A 19,002-nucleotide genomic window follows, 5' to 3' on the forward strand; every position below is an offset into this window, starting at 1 on the left:
GCAGCAGCGGGTAGGGCACAATAAATACGTTTTTTCTTGTGCTTGCTTTGCTGTACTTTTGTTTGTTCTAAAAAAATACTCCAAACGCATGATTAGCCCACAGGAAGCCCCCCAACGTATTGCTGAGTTGAGCGACAAAATCAACCATTACAACCAACGCTACTATCAAGAAAACATCAGCGAAATATCTGATTATGAATTTGATAAACTACTTGAAGAGCTGATTTCTCTTGAAACACAATATCCTCATTTGCGCCAGCCTGACTCACCCAGCCAAAGGGTAGGGGGGGCGGTAACCAAAAACTTTCCGACGGTCAAACACCGCTACCCCATGCTCTCCTTGGGCAATACCTACTCTACGGAGGAGTTGTTAGATTTTGACAAACGCCTAAAAAAACTCCTAGGTCAAACCCAAGAGCTGACCTATTGCTGTGAGTTGAAGTTTGACGGGGTGTCGCTCAGCCTTACCTACGAAAAGGGGCTGTTGGTACGTGCTGTTACGCGTGGCGATGGGGTTCAGGGCGATGATATTACGGCCAATGCCAAGACCATTCGCTCAATCCCCCTGCGCATAGAAGCCCCTGATTTGCCCGAGGTATTTGAAGTCAGAGGAGAGGTTTTTATGCCCTTAGAGGTATTTGAGGCACTCAACCAACAACGCGCCGCCGAGGGCAAGGAGCTGTATGCCAATCCCCGCAATACGGCCTCTGGCTCGCTCAAGATGCAAGATGCTGCCGAGGTCGCCAAACGCAAACTCGATATGTACGCCTATTTCTTGTTGGGCGACAACCTGCCTTTCCAAACACACAGCGAGGCTGTGGCGGCTTTGGTGCGTTGGGGCTTTCCGGTATCGCCCACATACAAGGTCTGTGAGGGAATAGCCCAAGTACAGGCCTACCTCGACCATTGGGAACTGGAGCGCCTCAAGCTCCCAGTCGACACAGATGGAGCCGTTATCAAAGTCAACTCATTTGACCAACAACAAGAGCTGGGCTTCACTTCTAAAAGCCCACGATGGGCTATCGCCTACAAATACAAGGCCCAAGATGCGGCCACCCAACTGCTGAGTATCAGCTACCAAGTAGGGCGCACAGGCGCGGTTACGCCCGTAGCAGAGCTAGCGCCGGTACAGCTAGCCGGCACAACAGTCAAGCGTGCTTCACTACACAATGCTGACGAAATAGCCCGACTCGACCTCCACGAAGGCGACCACGTCTTTGTAGAAAAAGGAGGAGAAATTATCCCTAAGGTCACCCGCGTGTCGCTGGCATTGCGAGCGCCCAATGCCAAACCTATCCGTTTTATCAATCAATGTCCGGCTTGCCAGACCGAGCTGGTACGCCGCGAAGGAGAGGCACAGCATTTTTGCCCCAATGAAAAGGGATGCCCCCCACAAATTACGGGGCGTATCGAACACTTCATCCACCGAAAAGCGATGGATATCGACAGCCTAGGTAGTGAGACTATCGAACTGTTGTTTGAGAAAGGGCTGGTACGGAATGTAGCCGACCTCTATACCCTACAATACGATCAACTGATTGGGTTAGAGCGCTTTGCCGACCGGTCGGTGCGCAAATTATTGGAAGGCATCGAACAGTCCAAGGCCGTCGCTTTTGAACGTGTGTTGTTTGGCCTAGGCATCCGGCACGTAGGCGAAACAGTAGCCCGCAAGTTGGTAGCCCATTTCCGAACCTTAGAGGCGCTAGCTGCCGCAGACTTTGAGGCGCTCGTTGCTGTAGAGGATGTGGGTGAGCGAATTGCCCACAGTGTGCAGGCGTTTTTGGCTGACCCCGAGCAGCAAGCGCTGATTGCCCGACTGAAAAGCTACGGCCTACAGTTTGAAAGCCAAGCGCAAGAACCTACCAAAGAAAGTACCCGGCTCGAAGGTATGACCTTTGTGATTTCTGGTGTTTTTGAACGCTTCGAACGGGACGAACTCAAAGACAAAATAGAGGCCAATGGCGGAAAGGTAGCCTCGGGGGTTTCCAAAAAAACAAATTACTTGCTGGCAGGAGACAAAATAGGCCCCGCCAAACTCGAAAAAGCCCAAAGCCTTGGCGTAACTATCTTGAGCGAAGAGGCGTTTCTGGAGATGCTCAATGTCCTCTAAACCATACCAATGTACCACTAGCTACTAGGGCGATTTTGTCGCCCCAAAAGTGGGGGGTGAGTTGTCTTACCCTAGTTGTTCAAAAACATAAAATATATGCCCTACCAACACTTGTTATTTGACTTAGATGATACACTTTGGCACTTTGAGCGTAACGCCAACGAAACGCTCACTGACCTACACCGGCAGTATGGCTTGCAGGCAATCGAGTCTAGCCTGTCAGTAGAGGCTTTTTTGCAAGCCTTTCACCAAGTCAACAGGCAGCTGTGGCAACGCTACAATGTAGGCCAACTCGACCAAGAGACGCTGCGCACGCGCAGATTTGTACTGATTTTTGAAGCCTTGTCCATTCAAATACCAGAAGATATTTGCCTGCAATTGGCACACGAGTATGTGTTGATAGGACCCACCAAACCACACCTTATTCCGGGAGCCAAGGAACTGCTCGAAGAGTTAAGGCCGGACTATGGGCTGCATATCATCACCAATGGGTTTGTAGATGTACAGCGGGTTAAAATGGAGGCTTCAGGAATTGCACACTTTTTTGATACTGTGGTTACTTCGGCAGAGGCTGGCGTAAAGAAGCCCGACAAACAGATATTTGAGTATACCCTCAACACTGCCGGAGCTAAGGCCGGAGACTGCCTGATGATAGGCGATAACTGGGACACAGATATTGTCGGAGCAGCTACGGCGGGCATCGACTCGGTGTACTTTTGCCCACACCCCCCCCCACAAACGCAACACCCACGCATTATCCGACAACTGGCAGAGCTGAAACAGTATCTTTGATTTACGATTTATAATCGTTCATCCTCACTCGTCCATCGTAAATCGTCCATCCTCACTTGTTCCTCCGAATTTGCGCCTGTTTTTTGGCTGTAAAATATCAAAAAGCTTTGATAAAATAACATTTCGCTGTAATTTCGGAACGCATTGTCTAAAACAAGCCTTACTGATTGTTACGAAATTACCTCAAACACCTACTTCGCGATATTACTTATGAAAATTATCAGGCTCATTATTTCCCTTGCCCTTACAGTTGGACTTTTTTATGGCCTAGACAATAAGTTTGGAAGCTTGCCGCCAGTGGGCAAATTTTTCAATCCCTTCGCAGGGTTTTGGCAAAATGCGGAACCCCGTCAACCGGACCAGCAACTTTCGTGGCAGTTCCCGGAGTTGGAGGAGGAGGTCGAAATCATCATCGATCAGCGGCAAGTACCGCATATCTTTGCCAAAAATGACCACGACCTGTATTTTATGCAGGGCTATATCACGGCCAAGTACCGTCTTTGGCAAATGGAGTTTCAGACACACGCTGCTGCTGGGCGCTTGACCGAAATCTTGGGCAAAGGACCTGATGAGGTGCTTTTGCGTCTCGACCAACACCGCCGCCGTATCGGGATGGTATATGCTGCCGAGCGTGCCTTGGAGGAGATGAGCAAAGACCCCGAAATCAAGGCTGTTATGGAGGCTTATACCGATGGGGTAAATGCTTACATCCGGCAGTTGAGCGCCAAGGACTACCCTCTCGAATACAAACTACTTGATTATGAGCCAGAGCCTTGGACACCGCTCAAATCGGCCTTGTTGCTCAAGTATATGGCCTATGACCTGTCGGGGGCGAATGATGATGCAGAGATGACACAGATTCTCCAACAGATGAAAAACGGCTCAGAGGTGATTGCAGAGCTATTCCCAAACTATCCTACCCCACACGACCCCATTATCCCTGCCGGTACTGTGTGGGATTTCAAGAATGTAAAGACCATCAAGCCACCCAAAAACATAGTGGCTCCTCCTGAACAACAACCAAACCCCGACGGCAAAGCTGACAACCAAGATAAGCAAGATTTGGGTAGTAACAACTGGGCAATCAGCGCAGAGAAATCGGCTTCAGGCTATCCTATCTTGGCCAATGACCCACACCTCACCCTCAACTTGCCCTCGATTTGGTTTGAAATTCAGCTCGTAAGCGACAAGGTCAATGTCTATGGCGTGTCCTTGCCCGGCTCACCGTGTGTAACCATCGGCTTCAACCGGCATATCAGTTGGGGAGTAACCAATGTAGACCCTGATGTGCTCGATTGGTACAAAATTAAGTTTAAGGATGAGAGCCTTGCCGAATACTGGTATGAGGGCGAATGGAAGCCGACCACTAGCAGAAAGGAAACACTCTATGTGCGTGGTGGAGAGGTATTGGTGGATACTGTGATATATACACATCACGGCCCTGTAGTAGCCAAACCCGGCACTAAGGCCAACACAATGGGGGCTTCAACGGCGCTGCCCGGCCACGCGCTGCGCTGGTTGGCACACGACCCTTCCAATGAGCTACGCACATTCTATGAGCTAAATCGTGCCCAAAACTACAAAGACTATCGCGAAGCCTTGGTACATTATGTATGCCCTGCACAGAACTTTATCTTTTCAGATATCAACAAAGATATAGCCATTACCCCCAACGGCAAATTCCCACTTAAGTGGAAAGGCCAAGGGAAGTTTGTACTTGATGGTACTGATGCCAAACACGAATGGCAGGGCTGGATTCCGAACGAACACAACCCACACCTACGCAACCCGGCACGTGGCTTTGTTAGTTCGGCCAACCAATTCCCCACCGATACACTCTACCCCTATTACCTCAACTGGGAATATGCTACTTATGAGCGGGGCTGGCGCATCAATGAAGTGCTGGAGAGCGTGCAAAAAGGTACTCCGCAAACAATGATAGCCTTACAAAATGACAACCTCGGGCTACTGGCTAGAGATGTATTACCTGAATTGCTGAAGTACTTGGATGCAAACAAACTCAAAGGAGAAGGCCAAAAAGCGTATCAAGCCTTGCAAGGGTGGGACTTTATGTACGAAACCAAACACATCGCCCCGACAATATTTGAGGCCTGGTGGGATTTGCTCTACGAAGCTACGTGGAGCGATGATTTTGGAAACAAAGAGCGGGGCTTGCGCTATCCGGCTATCGACAAAACCGCAGAGTTGATTTTGCTCAATGACTCTATCCCTGTGGCTTGGTTTGATGATATCAACACCCCCGAAAAAGAAACACTTCAAGACCTAGCGCAACAAACTTTTGACAAGGCCATCAAGACCTTGATTGAAAAACACGGAGCCTATGGCGAAGCGTGGACTTGGGGCAAAACTAAGACAACCAGTATCTTACACCTTACCCAAATACCGGCCTTCAGCGTATTGAGCCTCCCTACTGCGGGCAACAAACGCATTGTCAATGCGACAGGCAAACGCAGCGGCCCTTCGTGGCGAATGGTCGTAGCAATGGGCAAAACCAATAAAGGATTTGGTATTTATCCCGGAGGGCAGTCTGGCAATCCAGGTAGCTTTTATTATGACAACATGATAGAGCCTTGGCTCAAAGGCGAACTGGCCGAGCTGACTTTTATGCGCAAAGTCAATGAAAATGTCCCCAACGCCCTTAGCCGCATTACTTGTAAGAAAAAATAGACCACCTAGCAGGGAGCAAGACAGCGCTCCTTGCTATTCTTTTTTAAAGCAAAATATGTTATCTTCGCGGCAGCACTAATCTTTTTGTGAATGCAGGTATCACTTTTGGCCTCCTTGCCCCATACTACCGCCGAAGCTTACGCGCAGGTGTTGGCTGCTTGTAAGGCACTTTTTGAGCAAAAAAACAAGGACTATGGAACGGCTTGGCGCATCTTGAGGCTGCCATCTATCACCGACCAAATATACATCAAGGCTAAGCGCATTCGTACTATCCAAGAGAAAGGTCAACAACGTGTGGCCGACAAAGTAGAAGAAGAGTTTGTAGGCATTATCAACTATTGCCTAATGGCGCTCATACAATTGCGCCTGCCGGCAGACGCGCCGCTAGAAATGGACTACCAAGCCCTAAGCACATACTACGACACCTGTGTGCAAGAGACTTGGGCACTGCTGGACAATAAAAACCACGATTATGGGGAGGCTTGGCGCGATATGCGCGTCAGTTCTATGACGGACATTATCTTGATGAAGCTACACCGACTCAAACAAATAGAAGACAACGAAGGCCAAACCCTTGTATCAGAAGGCGCAGCGGCCAACTATCAAGATATTCTCAACTATTGTGTCTTTTGCCTGATTAAATTAGCTATCTAAACACACTATGCATATATTCAACAAGCTATTGGCCTTTTTTGTAGGCGGCGTATTCGTCTTGTCGGGCCTAGTAAAACTCAATGACCCTCAAGGTACACAAATCAAACTCGAAGAGTACTTTCACGTATTCCAAGCCGACCAAACGATAGGGCTAGCCTCGATGAGTGGGCTGTGGGAGTTTTTGTTGCCTTATAGCCTTAGCTTAGCTGTATTGCTCAGTACAGCAGAGGTAGTTTTGGGAGCCAACCTGATTTTCTCATACCGCCAACGCAGCAGCCTGATGGCACTCTTGGCGCTCATCATCTTTTTTGGGATGTTGACCTTCTACTCGGCATACTTCAATAAAGTAACAGACTGTGGCTGTTTTGGCGATGCAATCAAGCTGACTCCTTGGCAGTCGTTCTGGAAAGATATGCTCCTCCTGATGATGGTAACCTTCTTACTCATTCAGTACAGCAGCCCACAACGAGCCCTCAAAGACCAAATGCCCAAACTTATCGGCTGGCTCAGCAGTACTGCCGTGTTGGTGGCATCCTTGATTTTGGCCTATTATGCCATCCATTATCTACCACCGATTGATTTTAGAGCCTACAAAATCGGCAATAGCATCCCCGAGCAAATGAAACCCTCCGAGCCGCTGCGCTATGAGTACCTGATGGAGAAAGACGGCAAAACACACCGCTTCACCGACTACCCCTCTGATACCACCTATGTTTACAAGGATATGCGTCTGCTCAACCCCAAGGCACAGCCCAAAATCACCGACTATGCCATCTGGAACAATCAAGGCGATATAACGCAAGAAAGCTTCAAGGGGCGCAAGCTCTTTATTGTCATTGCCGATATCGAAACCGTACACCTGCGCTATATATCTGAAATCAACGAGCTAGCCAAACAAGCCAAGAAAAATAAAATCACCCCAATGGTGCTTACCGGTACTGATGACCAAAGCTACCAAGCCTTCCAACGACGGGTAGGACTAAAAATACCCTATTATTTTGCCGACAAGACCGTCCTCAAAACAATGATTCGGGCCAACCCCGGTATCGTCTTGTTAGACAATGGGGTAGTGAAGGGGAAGTGGCATCATAATCGACTCCCAAGCGTAGAGGTCTTGCAAAAACTATAGCATCGTTTGCATTTCCTCCAAAAAATAAGCATCTTACCGATGCAATGGTGCACAGTTTTTGTACATAGATGCCCAAACAACCCAACAACACACTAAATCACAAACCCTGCACGACACTCTATGGCAAAGTTTATCAAATTTCTACTATATCGACTCATCAAAGGTATCGGGGTGATTTTAGGAATTGCAGTGGTGATTTTTTTCCTTTTTTTTACACTCCCCGGCGACCCCGTGAGTGTCATCAACCCTAAAGGTGATTCGCTCAGCCGAGCCAACACCATCAAAGAGCTAGGCCTAGATAAACCACTGCTGGTACAGTTGGGTTACTATCTCAATGACTTGTCTCCCGTCTCCTTTCACGAAAACACACCCGAAATGGAGAGCACCTATAATTATTTTGTAGCTATCCCGCTAGGGGGCAGCGCAATATTGATAAAATATCCATATCTCCGCCGTTCTTATGAAAACAAGCGGCCGGTGGCCGAAATTCTTTGGCAAGACCTAGGGGGTACCCTCGTACTGGCCATTACCTCGATGGTATTGGCAACATTGATAGGGGTATTTTTTGGCATCATCGCCGCGCTCAGACACAATACATGGGTAGATTACTCGCTCGTAACCATCTCGATATTAGGTATTTCTATCCCTTCTTTTGTGATGGCTATCGGTATCTCTCTGCTTTTTGGGCACTACCTCAAAGACTACACAGGCTTGGCTATGACCGGCTCGCTGTGGGGCAAGGCCGATATTTTCACAGGTAGGTCTTCGATTATGATTTCCAATTTGATTTTGCCTGCCTTTACGCTGGCATTGCGCCCGCTCTCTATCATCGTGCAGCTGACCCGCAGCTCTATGCTCGAAGTGCTTTCACAAGATTATATCCGCACAGCCAAGGCCAAAGGACTGTCCTTTTTTATGGTTATCTACAAACATGCTTTGCGCAATGCACTCAACCCGCTCATTACCACAGTTTCGGGGTGGCTTGCATCCTTGATGGCCGGAGCATTCTTCATTGAATATGTTTTCAACTGGAAGGGCATCGGCGCCACTACCATCAATGCCGTAGGACAAAAAGACTTGCCCATTGTGATGGGAGCAACTCTACTAATCGGGGTTATCTTTGTGGTAGTTAACGCCTTTGTAGATATTCTCTATTCCGTTATTGACCCACGCATTCAAATAGAAGAATAGCCCCAAAATACAAGATTATGAGTACCATCTGAGCGACCTGCTTGGATGGTGTTTTATTTTATGTCAAAATTTACTGAGTTGACAAATCAAGTCGCTTGGCGCTCTAGCCGAGACAAGCTGAGGCCTCATTTTGAGGTAAAATGAGACTTAATCCATAGTTTTAACTATGGGGTTGAAAAATATCCAGTGGCGTGGTCAGCAGACATATTTCTCAAATCAATTTTGATTGGGTATCATTTTGATCAGAGATATGATACCGGCTTTTTTTGTATCTTGAGCCAACCACCAAACATACCCTACTATAATGTTGAAAAAAGCATTGGCCGAATTGGCACGAAGGCAAGCGCAAGCCTTGGCAATGGGCGGCGCTGAAAAAATAGCCCGACAGCATAGTCTGGGGCGAATGACCGTCCGCGAACGCATTGACTACCTCCTAGACAGGGGCAGCTTCTATGAAACAGGCCTGTTGGCACAGAGTCAACTCCCCGAGGCTCGCGACAAAACCCCCGCCGACGGCAAGGTCTGCGGGTATGGTACTATCGAAGGGCAGACCGTAGGCATCAGCGCAGACGACGCTACGGTAATGGCAGGCGCGGGCGGGCGCATAGGCTACGAGAAGGCCTTCAAAATCCACCATTATGCCCAAGAAAAAGGCTTCCCAGCTATTCATCTGGGTGATGGGGGAGGGGCACGCATCCCTGACATTATGGGAGCGGTGGGAATGATGAACTTTACCTATGACATCTCACACGCGCCACGCAACCGTCAAATCCCCAAAATCACCGTCATTATGGGAGAGTGCTTTGGCGGTCCTACTTGGGAGGCTGCCAGCTCAGACCTGATTGTGCAGGTCAAGGGCAGTACGATGGCCGTCGCCGGCCCCGTAGTCTTGGCCGCTGCTACTACTGAGCAAGCCGAAAAAGAGCATTTAGGCGGTTGGGAGCTCCACGCCCACCATACCGGACTGGCAGACCATACCGCCGATACCGAGAAGGCCGCGCTTCGTTGGGTCAAGAAAGTGCTCACCTATTTGCCGCCCAACTACCAACAACTGCCGCCTACCCAAAGCCCGCCTGAAAGCACGCCTTTTCGACAGACCAGCCTGTATGAGCTGATTCCACAAAACGACAAGTATGGATATGATATGCACCCCGTGCTCGAAACCATCTTCGACAAGGGCAGCCTCTTAGAGCTGAAGCCGTTTTTTGATGGAAGCCTCATCACCAGCCTGGCGCGCCTCAACGGCCAAGTAGTAGGGGTATTGGCCAACAATCCTAAGGTCAACGCAGGAGCAATGGGCCCCGGAGCTTGCGAAAAAGCCACACAGTTTATCTGTTTTTGCGACTCGTTTCATATCCCATTGGTGTTTTTGCACGACACCCCCGGGTTTTTTGTAGGGCAAGCAGCCGAGCGGCGTAAAATGCCCGTACAAATTATGAACTTTATCCAAGCCTTGCAACAAAGCACAGTTCCAAAACTTTCGCTCATCTTGCGCAAATCGTATGGAATGGCACATTGCAATATGCTGGGTGCCAATATGGGAGCTGATTTTTTACTCGCCTATCCGCAGGCCGAAGTTTCTTTTATGGCTCCCGAAGTGGCCGCCAATATCGTGTTGGGGCGCAAACTGGCACAAGTTGCCAATCCTGAGGAAATCAAAAAAGCCTTTATGGCGGAGATGCAGCAAATCAATGCGCCTTGGGAGGCTGCTGCGGCCAACCTTATCGACAAAATCATTGACCCTGCCGATACCCGCCAAGAACTGATCCGATGCCTGAGCCTCGCCAAAAGCCGATACCCACAGGGCGGAATGAGCCAACGACGAATGACTAATTGGCCCAAAATGGCATAAAAAAAAGGCATTGCAGACTAAAAATTAGACCGAATGCCCGAACAAAAATGACACCAAAATTAATACCTAGTATTTATCAAGAATAGTGCCAGGTATTGGTGATAGCCCATATTTTTGGCTATCATTAGGAGATACTGATTTGGCGTAAAGCTTTTACCTTGGCTTCATCGCGCTTGGGTAAGTGTACATACAGCACGCCGTTTTCATATTTGGCAGAGATAGCCTCCTCGTCGACAGTATCGGGGAGGTTAAAGGCTCTCCGAAACGCCTGATAGCTAAACTCGCGGCGGGTATATTTACCTTGTTCTTCTTGGGTTTGCTCTTCCTTGCGCTCGGCGCTGATGGTCAGTACCTGCTTGTTGAGGTCGATATTGAAATCTTCCTTTTGCAAGCCGGGAGCGGCTACTTCTAGTTGAAAATGATCAGCCTCTTCCTTGATATTGACCGCTGGCGCGTGGCTACGGCTAAGTGGCAGGTCTTGCTCCAAGAAATTGTCGAGCAGGTGGGCTACAGTGTTTGGCCAGTGAGTGTTCCAACGTACAAGTGACATAGTTTTTACTTTTTTGGGTGATACATAATTGATAATAGAATGTCTTTGACTAGACCTTGGCAAGGGATGTACCAATCCGAGAAAAAGAGTTTTTTGGTGACATTTTGTCTTGTTTATAGCTTTTTTAGAAATCAAAAACTGACATTTTGTCTTTTTTAGAAAAATGCACCGCTGTTTTGACAGTTGTTGGCGATATAGAGATCCGTGATTTTGGCTTTAAGATGTATACTTAGCGGTGTAGGCGCTGTTGGAGCCATTCAAATTTATAAGCACGGTGTGTGGCACCGCCGCCATCGTGTTGGCCATTGGGATAGATTTTATAAGCTTTTGGAGCAATGATTTTGTTGTAGGCGGCGAAGGCAGTGGCGGGTGGGCAAGTACGGTCTTGCATCCCGACAGACATCAGTACCTGCGCCCGAATGCGGTAGGCGAAGTATTTGGCATCGAAGTAGCGCAGGTTGTCGGCCAGTAAGGTGAGGGAAACCTGCTGTTTGTCGGCGTAGTTGGCCACCGCTTTTTGAATCCAAGACGGATAACTGAGGTAGGTGTCAAAATCACACATAAAGGGCACATCGGGCATACAAAAAGCTACTTCGGGCACGAGTGCGGCCAAGATAAGGGCTAGTCCCCCGCCTTGGCTCATCCCCTCTACGATGATATTGCGTTGGTCAAGCTCAGGTTTGCTTCGCAAAAACGCCAGTGCTTGGAGGCCATCAGCAATGGCTCCTCGGTAGAAGTACTGCGTCTTGTCGTGGAGTTGGTGGGTGAATATCTGCCCTCCTTCGAGCGTGATTGCGTCCCTGCTGTTGCCGTGGGCTCGAATATTGAGCGCCAGCACAGCATAGTTGTCTGGTATGCCCCGAAAAGGGTCATCGTGTAGGGTTTTGGGTGGGTATAGGGCGCTGCCCATCCCGCCTAGTTGTAATACAACGGGGGCGTTCCAGTTGTTGCGCGGGATACGGTACCAAGCGCGGACGGTTACCTCGCCGAGGCTCGGTATTTCGACCAAGTACATCTTATAAGTCGGGGTGCTGAGAGAGTCTTGTGCCAGAATCCTGTACTTTGGGGCGATGGCAGCCAGCTCTTGGCGTGTTTGTTGCCAAAACAAGTCAAAATCTGGTGGGGCTTGACCAAGGCTAAAAATTTTTTCGACAGCATAGCCTACGGTGTAGTATTGTCTCAGCAAATCTTTGCCCCCCGAAGACCATACTGCCTCTACATCATAAAAATCAGCTTTATATACCTGAAAATCGACTTTTTGTGTATAATGGCTTTGTCCTTTGGGTGGCCAAAACTGCTGTTGGGCTATTTGTTGGCCTTGGCGGTTTTTGAGCAAGCAGGTCAGCGTTCCGGCAGTATTGATATTTTCGAGCCGAAGCTGTATCTGTAAAGGCTGCCCCCAAGCCGTACTGGTCTCAGTGGTTTGGATACGTAGTTTGGGCTGAGGCATTGCCCATTGAGGCCACAAACACAAAAGACCAATCCAAACAAAGAACAAATAAGGAGGTTTCATAGGTGTATGGTTTTTATACTCAATCGAAATGCAACCCAATCAAAATTATACCAAGATTCACAAGATTTGAGGATTTATAGGATTTGATTTTCTTGATGCTCAAGGATTCTCAGCACACACATTGCCCAAACCAATTTTGGTTGAATGTGTGGAAAATCCTTGGAAATCAAATCTAGTAAATTTATAAAATGCACAAAATGAGCGAATTAGTATTCGTTGGGCTGCCGAATTTTGTATAAATATGACATTGTTTTGCGCGTTTTGCGGCTGTGTTGCTTCCTCTGTGGCCAAAGTAAAAAACTTAGTTACCAATACGGAAGCCTAGGTGCGTGCCCTTTACTAACGTAAAATTGCCTAATTTTGCAAAATCAAGTTACCTTATCTATGCCTTCAGTGTATGTCTAGAACCCCCTCTTCGCCTCAATGCGCCCTGTATGTGTGTCAGGGCAAAGATTGTAAAAAAGCGGATAAAAAGCTTTTCAAAACGCTCAAAAGCGATGTCAAACGTGAGCGGCTTCGCCGTACTGAGGTTTTTAAGACCAAGTGTTTGGGGCGCTGCAAATTTGCCCCTGTAGTAGCCGTACAGCCTGCCAACCAGTGGTGTTATCGTACTGATGTAGACGAAGTAATCAAGACAATCAAAGGCAGTTGATAGCCCCAAGCTACTAGAAAGCCAAACTTTTTTGCGCCTTTCTTGATTAGTTATAAAGAATCTTTGCAACTTTGAAGCAGGTAGTCGGCCTTCGCAGCACTGCTTCCTTTCTCTCCAATCTAAGCCCTAACAAGCGACGATTATGCCCAAAAATCTTGTTATCGTAGAATCTCCCGCCAAAGCCAAAACCATTGAAGGATATTTAGGAAAAGACTTTGTGGTGAAGTCGAGCTACGGCCACGTACGCGATTTGCCCAAATCTGATAAAGCAATAGATGTTGAAAATGGCTTCAAACCTACCTACGAAATATCTGACGACAAGAAGAATGTGGTGTCTGACTTGTTTCGTACGGCCAAGCAATCTGATACAGTATGGTTGGCGACTGACGACGACCGCGAGGGAGAGGCCATCTCTTGGCATTTGTATGAAGCGCTAGGGCTACAAAATAAGGACACCAAACGCATCGTCTTCCGTGAAATTACGAAGAAAGCCATCCTCAATGCGATCGAAAACCCCCGTACCATCGACATAGACCTCGTCAATGCGCAGCAAGCCCGCCGGATACTCGACCGGTTGGTGGGGTTTGAAATATCTCCCGTGCTCTGGAAAATCAAAACCGGACTCTCTGCCGGGCGGGTACAGTCTGTGGCCGTACGGATGATTGTAGAGCGCGAGCGCGAAATCTTAGCCTTTGAGTCTAAAAGTAATTTCCGCATTCAGGCCAGCTTTGACCTCGAAAAGGGGCGCAAACTATTCGCCGACCTCAACGACAAACCCGAGCAGGAAACTGATGCACAATCTTTCCTCGAAAAATGTGTAGGGGCGGAGTTTTCTATTGCCAAACTGGAAACCAAGCCCGCCAAAAAATCACCAGCAGCGCCATTTACCACCTCTACTCTCCAACAAGAAGCCGCTCGCAAGCTGGGCTATGGCGTAGCACGGACAATGAGCTTGGCTCAGCGCCTGTATGAATCTGGGAAAATCACCTATATGCGTACCGACTCTACGAACCTCTCCGAAGACGCTGTGGCGCAGGCCTCACAGTCCATCCGGCAGAGTTATGGCAATGACTACGTACAAAATCGCAGCTACAAAACCAAGACCGAAGGCGCACAAGAAGCCCACGAGGCCATCCGTCCGACTGACTTTGGGGTGTCGAGCGCGGGCGGCGACCGCGACGAGGTGCGGCTCTATGAACTGATTTGGAAACGTGCTATCGCCTCACAAATGGCTGACGCACAGCTAGAGCGCACTGTAGCCACCATCGATATAGACCCTATACGCTACAATCAAGCCAATAATACCAGTGAAAAAATGCCTAACCTCATCGCTCGTGGTGAGGTAATCAAGTTTGATGGCTTTCTGAAGGTATACCTCGAATCATCTGATGACGATGACAACGACGAAGACGAAGCCACCAAGGGTATGTTGCCTCCGCTGACTGTGGGTCAACGCCTCGACCTCGACCAGCTCAAGGCGACCGAGCGCTTCCAACGCCACCCACCCCGCTACAACGAAGCCTCACTCGTTAAAAAGCTAGAAGAAATGGGCATTGGCCGCCCATCTACCTATGCCCCGATTATCTCGACTATCCAAAAGCGCGGCTATGTGGTCAAAGAAGACCGCGAAGGCAAGCAGCGGCAATACCGTGAGCTGATTCTGAAGGCAGAAAAAATTGAGGCTTTTGACCGTACCGAAAATTATGGTGCCGAAAAAGCCAAGCTCTTTCCTACGAGTATCGCCCTGACTGTCAATGACTTCTTGGTAGAGCGCTTTACCGAAATTATGGATTACTCCTTTACGGCAGCCGTAGAGAAGGAATTTGACGAAATAGCCGAAGGCCGCAAAGAGTGGGTCAAAATGCTGGATGCCTTTTACAAAGAGTTCCATCCTAAGGTCTTGGCCTCTAAGGATGTAGACCGCAAAGAGTTGTTCAAGCCCCGCACTATCGGCATTCACCCCGACAAAAACGAGCCGATTCTGGTCATTGATGGCCGATATGGCCCCTTTGTGCAGATAGGCGAAACCACTGACCAGAACCCCAAGCCCCAACGCGCCAGCCTCCGCTCGGGGATGAACCCCGAAGCCATTACGGTAGAAGACGCGCTCGAACTCTTCAAGCTACCCCGTATGGTAGGCACTTTTGAGGGCAAAGAAATGGTGGCAGCTGTAGGCCGATTTGGCCCCTACATCCGCCACGACGACAAGTTTGTATCTTTGCCCAAAGATGAAGACCCGCTTTTCGTTACCGAAGAGACAGCCATCGCCCTTATCATCGCCAAGCGCAAGGCCGATGCAGAGAAGTTTATCAAGACTTTCGACGAAAACCCCGAAGTACAAGTACTCAATGGTCGCTATGGCCCTTATATCAAAATGGGCAAGGTAAATGCCAAAATCCCCAAAGATAAAGAAGCTGCTGAGCTGACCCTCGAAGAATGCCTCGCCTTGGTAGAAGAAAGTAAAAATAAGCCTAAACGCAGCAGCAGCAGTGCTCGCAAAGGCAAGAAATAAAGTTGTTTTGATAACCCCTCCAATCCCCAAAGCCCTGCGCGGGTGTTGGGGGGATAAGCGGCCAAATAGACCTGTACACAAACCTTGTTTGTAGCCACAGTCCCAGCTTGAACACGGTGTATCTGTCTGATTTGAGGCCAAGCAATGTACAAAACCTAAACAAGCCCAGAAATCATCTGCATCAACATCTGACCCCAAAACACCAATATGCCTCTCCGTGCTGCATTTGTATCCCATTTCCGTATCTTTTTATTTGCCGGCCTTGGCCTAATGTTGCTGGCTTGCGACCGCTACGACCGTACCGACGACACCATCTATCAACTTCCGGCTACCAATAACTGGGGGTCAGAGGTAAGCCTAAAGCTTTTGCAAGACCAGTACAACAGCGCACCTCAAAACCCCGAGGTATTACAAAAGCTCTCACGATGGTACTTAGAACAGCCCGATGATACCCTAGCGCTACAGTATGCGCTCAAAGCCGTAGAAGCTACCCAAGAACAAGACCCCGCTGCACAACTACTGCTGGCAGAGGTATACCAGCGCCTCCAGCAGTATAGCAAGGCGCTTGATGCTGCCCGCAAAGCCCGCAAACTGGGGGCTTCGAATGCCGCAGCCTTGCTATTGATGAGCGAATTGTATTTGTCAGAAAAAAAATATACCGAAGCCCAAACCTATCTCAAACAAGTCGCTCAAATTATGCCTCAAGATGCGCGCATAGATTATCTACACGGAGCAGTAGCGCTTGGGAAATCTGATACAGCAGCGGCAGTAGTACACCTGCGCAAGGCCATCCAAAAACGCCCCAACTATCCTGATGCATACAATGCCTTGGGAGAAATGTATTTGCGCTACGAGATGTATCGGCGTGCGTTGGCACACTTTGATGAAGGGTTGTCGCAAAACCCTAACCACGATCGCCTCAACTACAACAAGGCCGAAACCTACCGCGCCCTGCGTTTTGTGTCGTATCAATACCTTGATAGCGCAGTGGTGTATTATCGTAAGGCCCTCGATGCCAACGCAGACCTCTATCAGGCAGCGTTCAACCTTGGTTTGTTGCTTTATAAAGCAGGTAATTGGAAGAAGGCCAAAGAATATTTTGAGTACACCTTGCGCTATAATGATGAAATCGCGGATGTACACTACTATCTCGGACTGTGTTATCGGGAGGAGGATAAGTTGGAACCCGCACTGGGGCAATTTGAAAAAGCCCTAGCGCTCGACCCTGTCAATTTTATGGCCCGAGATTATTATTGGGATACCAAGGCACGCATAGATTATCGCAAACAGCTCGCACGGCAAGATTCTATACAGAAAGCTTATCAAGAGCAACAGCGCAAAATGTGGGAACAATGGCAAGAGGAGCAGAAAAAGCAGCAAGAGCTTTACCAACAACAGTATCAGCAGCAATACAAGCCGCCTCAACAACAAACGCCACCACCATCCACAGAAGAACAAGAGCAAGGTTAAACCAAAGAATAACCTTAGAGCTTTGTTTATACCCAACTAAAATTGGTTTGGGAAATGTGTGTGCTGAGAATCCTTGAGCATCAAGAAAATCAAATCTTGTGGATCTTGGTATAAAAATCTCTTCAGCGACACTAAAACACTGTTTTTTGGCTATTATGTCGGTATAGATGCTCGTCGTAGCCCTCCCACAACTTTAATCGTGGGCTAAACATAAGGCCTACGTTTTTTGCCCAGTATCAGCATAAAAATCAGTTGTCTTGAGGGCCACGCCGAAAATTTAAACAAGCGCTTATAGGCCAAATAGACTCGATTTTTTGGACAAACAGCGCCCCCAACCAGATAGCCGGCTGCCCAAAAGCCTAGAGAAGTGCAAAAAAATCTTTATTTTTGCGTGTCAGCTGCCAAGCTAACCTGAAAGGTAGGCTTGGGGCTTGCTTTTTTCTTTGTTATTTTTGATGCATCAATTTCACAGACACAAACCAACTCAAGACAACAGATGGCATTGGTAGAAATTATTATGCCCAAAATGGGTGAGAGTGTCATGGAGGGTACCATCCTCAAATGGCTCAAATCAGTAGGCGAAACCGTAGAACAAGACGAACCCCTGCTCGAAATCGCCACCGATAAGGTAGATACCGAAGTTCCTTCCACACATAGCGGAGTCATCACGGAGCTACTCGCCCAAGAGGGGGATGTAGTGCAGGTAGGTCAGCCCATTGCCATCCTCGACGACCAAGGCGCTGACGGAAGCAACACCGGCAGCAGTACTACCACCAATACCCTAGCCGCTACCGCCGCTGCGATAGAAACCGAAGTAGCGCAGGCCGTCAGTACAGTCAGCACCCACAACAACGGCAGTGAGCGCCCCGCCGACAATCGTTTTTATTCTCCCTTGGTGATGAGCATTGCCCAAGCCGAGAATATTTCGGCAGCAGAGCTTGCCAACATCGCTGGCTCAGGCAATGGCCAAAGAGTAACCAAGAAGGATATTTTGGCGTATTTGGCAAATCGCCAACAGCCACAAACCACCCCTGCGTCGGTGGCTGCGCCTGCACAACCAGCTAACACACAGCCCATCCGACCTACGCCTAGCCCTCAAGTAGCACCTTCGGTATCGCTACAAGGCAATATAGAGATTGTAGAGATGGACAGAATGCGCAAAATTATTGCGCAGCGTATGGTAGAATCAAAGCAGATTTCGCCACACGTAACCACCTTCGTAGAGGCTGATGTAACCAATATCGTACTCTGGCGCAACAAGGTAAAAGATGCCTTCAAAAAGCGTGAAGGAGAAAATATCACTTTTACACCCATATTCTTAGAGGCTATCGCCAAGGCAATCAAGGACTTCCCAATGATCAACGCCTCGGTAGACGGTGACCGTATCATCATCCGCAAAGACATCAACATCGGAATGGCCGTAGCTACTGCCGATGGCAACCTGATAGTCCCTGTATTGCACGGTGCCGATCAATATAGCCTGCTTGGCCTTTCGAAGCGAGTCAATGACCTTGCCGCCCGTGGGCGTGTGGGCAAACTCAAAGCAGATGAGCTTTCGGGAGGTACTTATACCATGTCCAACATCGGCGGCTTTGGCAACGAAATGGGTACACCAATCTTGGTACAGCCACAAGTAGCCATTATGGCCTTTGGCGCAATCAAGAAAAAGCCTGCCGTAATCGAAACCCCTACCGGTGATGTCATCGGTATCCGACATATGATGTATCTCTCACACGCCTATGACCACCGCATCGTAGATGGTGCGTTGGGAGGGCAGTTTGTACGCCGAGTAGCCGACTATCTGGAGGCTTTCGATATCAATAGAGAGATATAATACGCTGATATATAACAACTTACCGTGCGATATTCTTGCTGAATACGCACGGTAA

General features: G+C 48.7%; 13 protein-coding genes. 11 read left to right on the forward strand and 2 right to left on the reverse strand.

Annotated features, from left to right (window positions below; translation table 11 throughout):
* Positions 1–88 precede the first annotated feature (88 nt).
* The 7 genes from ligA to G499_RS0111830 all read left to right on the forward strand — a co-directional run bounded on the left by ligA (position 89) and on the right by G499_RS0111830 (position 10,416).
* Positions 89–2,110: an NAD-dependent DNA ligase LigA gene (gene ligA / locus G499_RS0111800; RefSeq protein WP_035727317.1), complete on the forward strand. Its 2,022-nt coding sequence runs from the start codon at positions 89–91 to the stop codon at positions 2,108–2,110.
* A gap of 96 nt (positions 2,111–2,206) precedes the next feature.
* Positions 2,207–2,902, forward strand: a complete 696-nt coding sequence (locus G499_RS0111805) for a YjjG family noncanonical pyrimidine nucleotidase (protein ID WP_035727319.1) — start codon at positions 2,207–2,209, stop codon at positions 2,900–2,902.
* 210 nt (positions 2,903–3,112) lie between these two features.
* On the forward strand, positions 3,113–5,590 hold the full coding sequence (locus tag G499_RS19780; RefSeq protein WP_035727321.1) for a penicillin acylase family protein: 2,478 nt from the start codon (positions 3,113–3,115) through the stop codon (positions 5,588–5,590).
* A 90-nt stretch (positions 5,591–5,680) separates the two neighbouring features.
* Complete coding sequence (locus G499_RS0111815; RefSeq protein WP_051296200.1) at positions 5,681–6,244, forward strand: DUF1599 domain-containing protein; 564 nt, start codon at positions 5,681–5,683, stop codon at positions 6,242–6,244.
* A gap of 7 nt (positions 6,245–6,251) precedes the next feature.
* Positions 6,252–7,373: a BT_3928 family protein gene (locus G499_RS0111820; protein ID WP_027000117.1), complete on the forward strand. Its 1,122-nt coding sequence runs from the start codon at positions 6,252–6,254 to the stop codon at positions 7,371–7,373.
* Between the two features lie 120 nt (positions 7,374–7,493).
* Positions 7,494–8,564 (forward strand): ABC transporter permease, encoded by a 1,071-nt coding sequence (locus G499_RS0111825; RefSeq protein WP_027000118.1) that lies wholly within the window; start codon positions 7,494–7,496, stop codon positions 8,562–8,564.
* Between the two features lie 304 nt (positions 8,565–8,868).
* Positions 8,869–10,416 carry an acyl-CoA carboxylase subunit beta gene (locus G499_RS0111830; RefSeq protein WP_035727323.1) on the forward strand — a complete coding sequence of 516 codons (1,548 nt, stop codon included), beginning with the start codon at positions 8,869–8,871 and terminating at the stop codon, positions 10,414–10,416.
* Positions 10,417–10,540: 124 nt separating this feature from the next.
* Here G499_RS0111830 and G499_RS0111835 read toward each other — a convergent pair whose 3' ends face one another.
* Together G499_RS0111835 and G499_RS0111840 are read right to left on the reverse strand one after the other, a co-directional pair.
* Positions 10,541–10,966: an Hsp20/alpha crystallin family protein gene (locus G499_RS0111835; RefSeq protein WP_027000120.1), complete on the reverse strand. Its 426-nt coding sequence runs from the start codon at positions 10,964–10,966 to the stop codon at positions 10,541–10,543.
* A 229-nt stretch (positions 10,967–11,195) separates the two neighbouring features.
* Positions 11,196–12,479 (reverse strand): acetylxylan esterase, encoded by a 1,284-nt coding sequence (locus G499_RS0111840; protein ID WP_027000121.1) that lies wholly within the window; start codon positions 12,477–12,479, stop codon positions 11,196–11,198.
* A gap of 397 nt (positions 12,480–12,876) precedes the next feature.
* Here G499_RS0111840 and G499_RS0111845 point away from each other — a divergent pair, with 397 nt between their 5' ends.
* From G499_RS0111845 to G499_RS0111860, 4 genes are all read left to right on the forward strand, one after another.
* On the forward strand, positions 12,877–13,131 hold the full coding sequence (locus G499_RS0111845; protein WP_027000122.1) for a (2Fe-2S) ferredoxin domain-containing protein: 255 nt from the start codon (positions 12,877–12,879) through the stop codon (positions 13,129–13,131).
* A gap of 142 nt (positions 13,132–13,273) precedes the next feature.
* On the forward strand, positions 13,274–15,643 hold the full coding sequence (gene topA / locus G499_RS19785) for a type I DNA topoisomerase (protein ID WP_035727327.1): 2,370 nt from the start codon (positions 13,274–13,276) through the stop codon (positions 15,641–15,643).
* A gap of 207 nt (positions 15,644–15,850) precedes the next feature.
* The gene (locus G499_RS0111855) at positions 15,851–17,113 is read left to right on the forward strand and encodes a tetratricopeptide repeat protein (protein ID WP_027000123.1); all 1,263 of its coding nucleotides are present in this window, start codon (positions 15,851–15,853) and stop codon (positions 17,111–17,113) included.
* Positions 17,114–17,609: 496 nt separating this feature from the next.
* Positions 17,610–18,947, forward strand: a complete 1,338-nt coding sequence (locus G499_RS0111860) for a dihydrolipoamide acetyltransferase family protein (RefSeq protein ID WP_027000124.1) — start codon at positions 17,610–17,612, stop codon at positions 18,945–18,947.
* Positions 18,948–19,002: the final 55 nt, after the last annotated feature.

The sequence above is a fragment of the Eisenibacter elegans DSM 3317 genome (genome assembly GCF_000430505.1).
Taxonomy (GTDB): domain Bacteria; phylum Bacteroidota; class Bacteroidia; order Cytophagales; family Microscillaceae; genus Eisenibacter; species Eisenibacter elegans.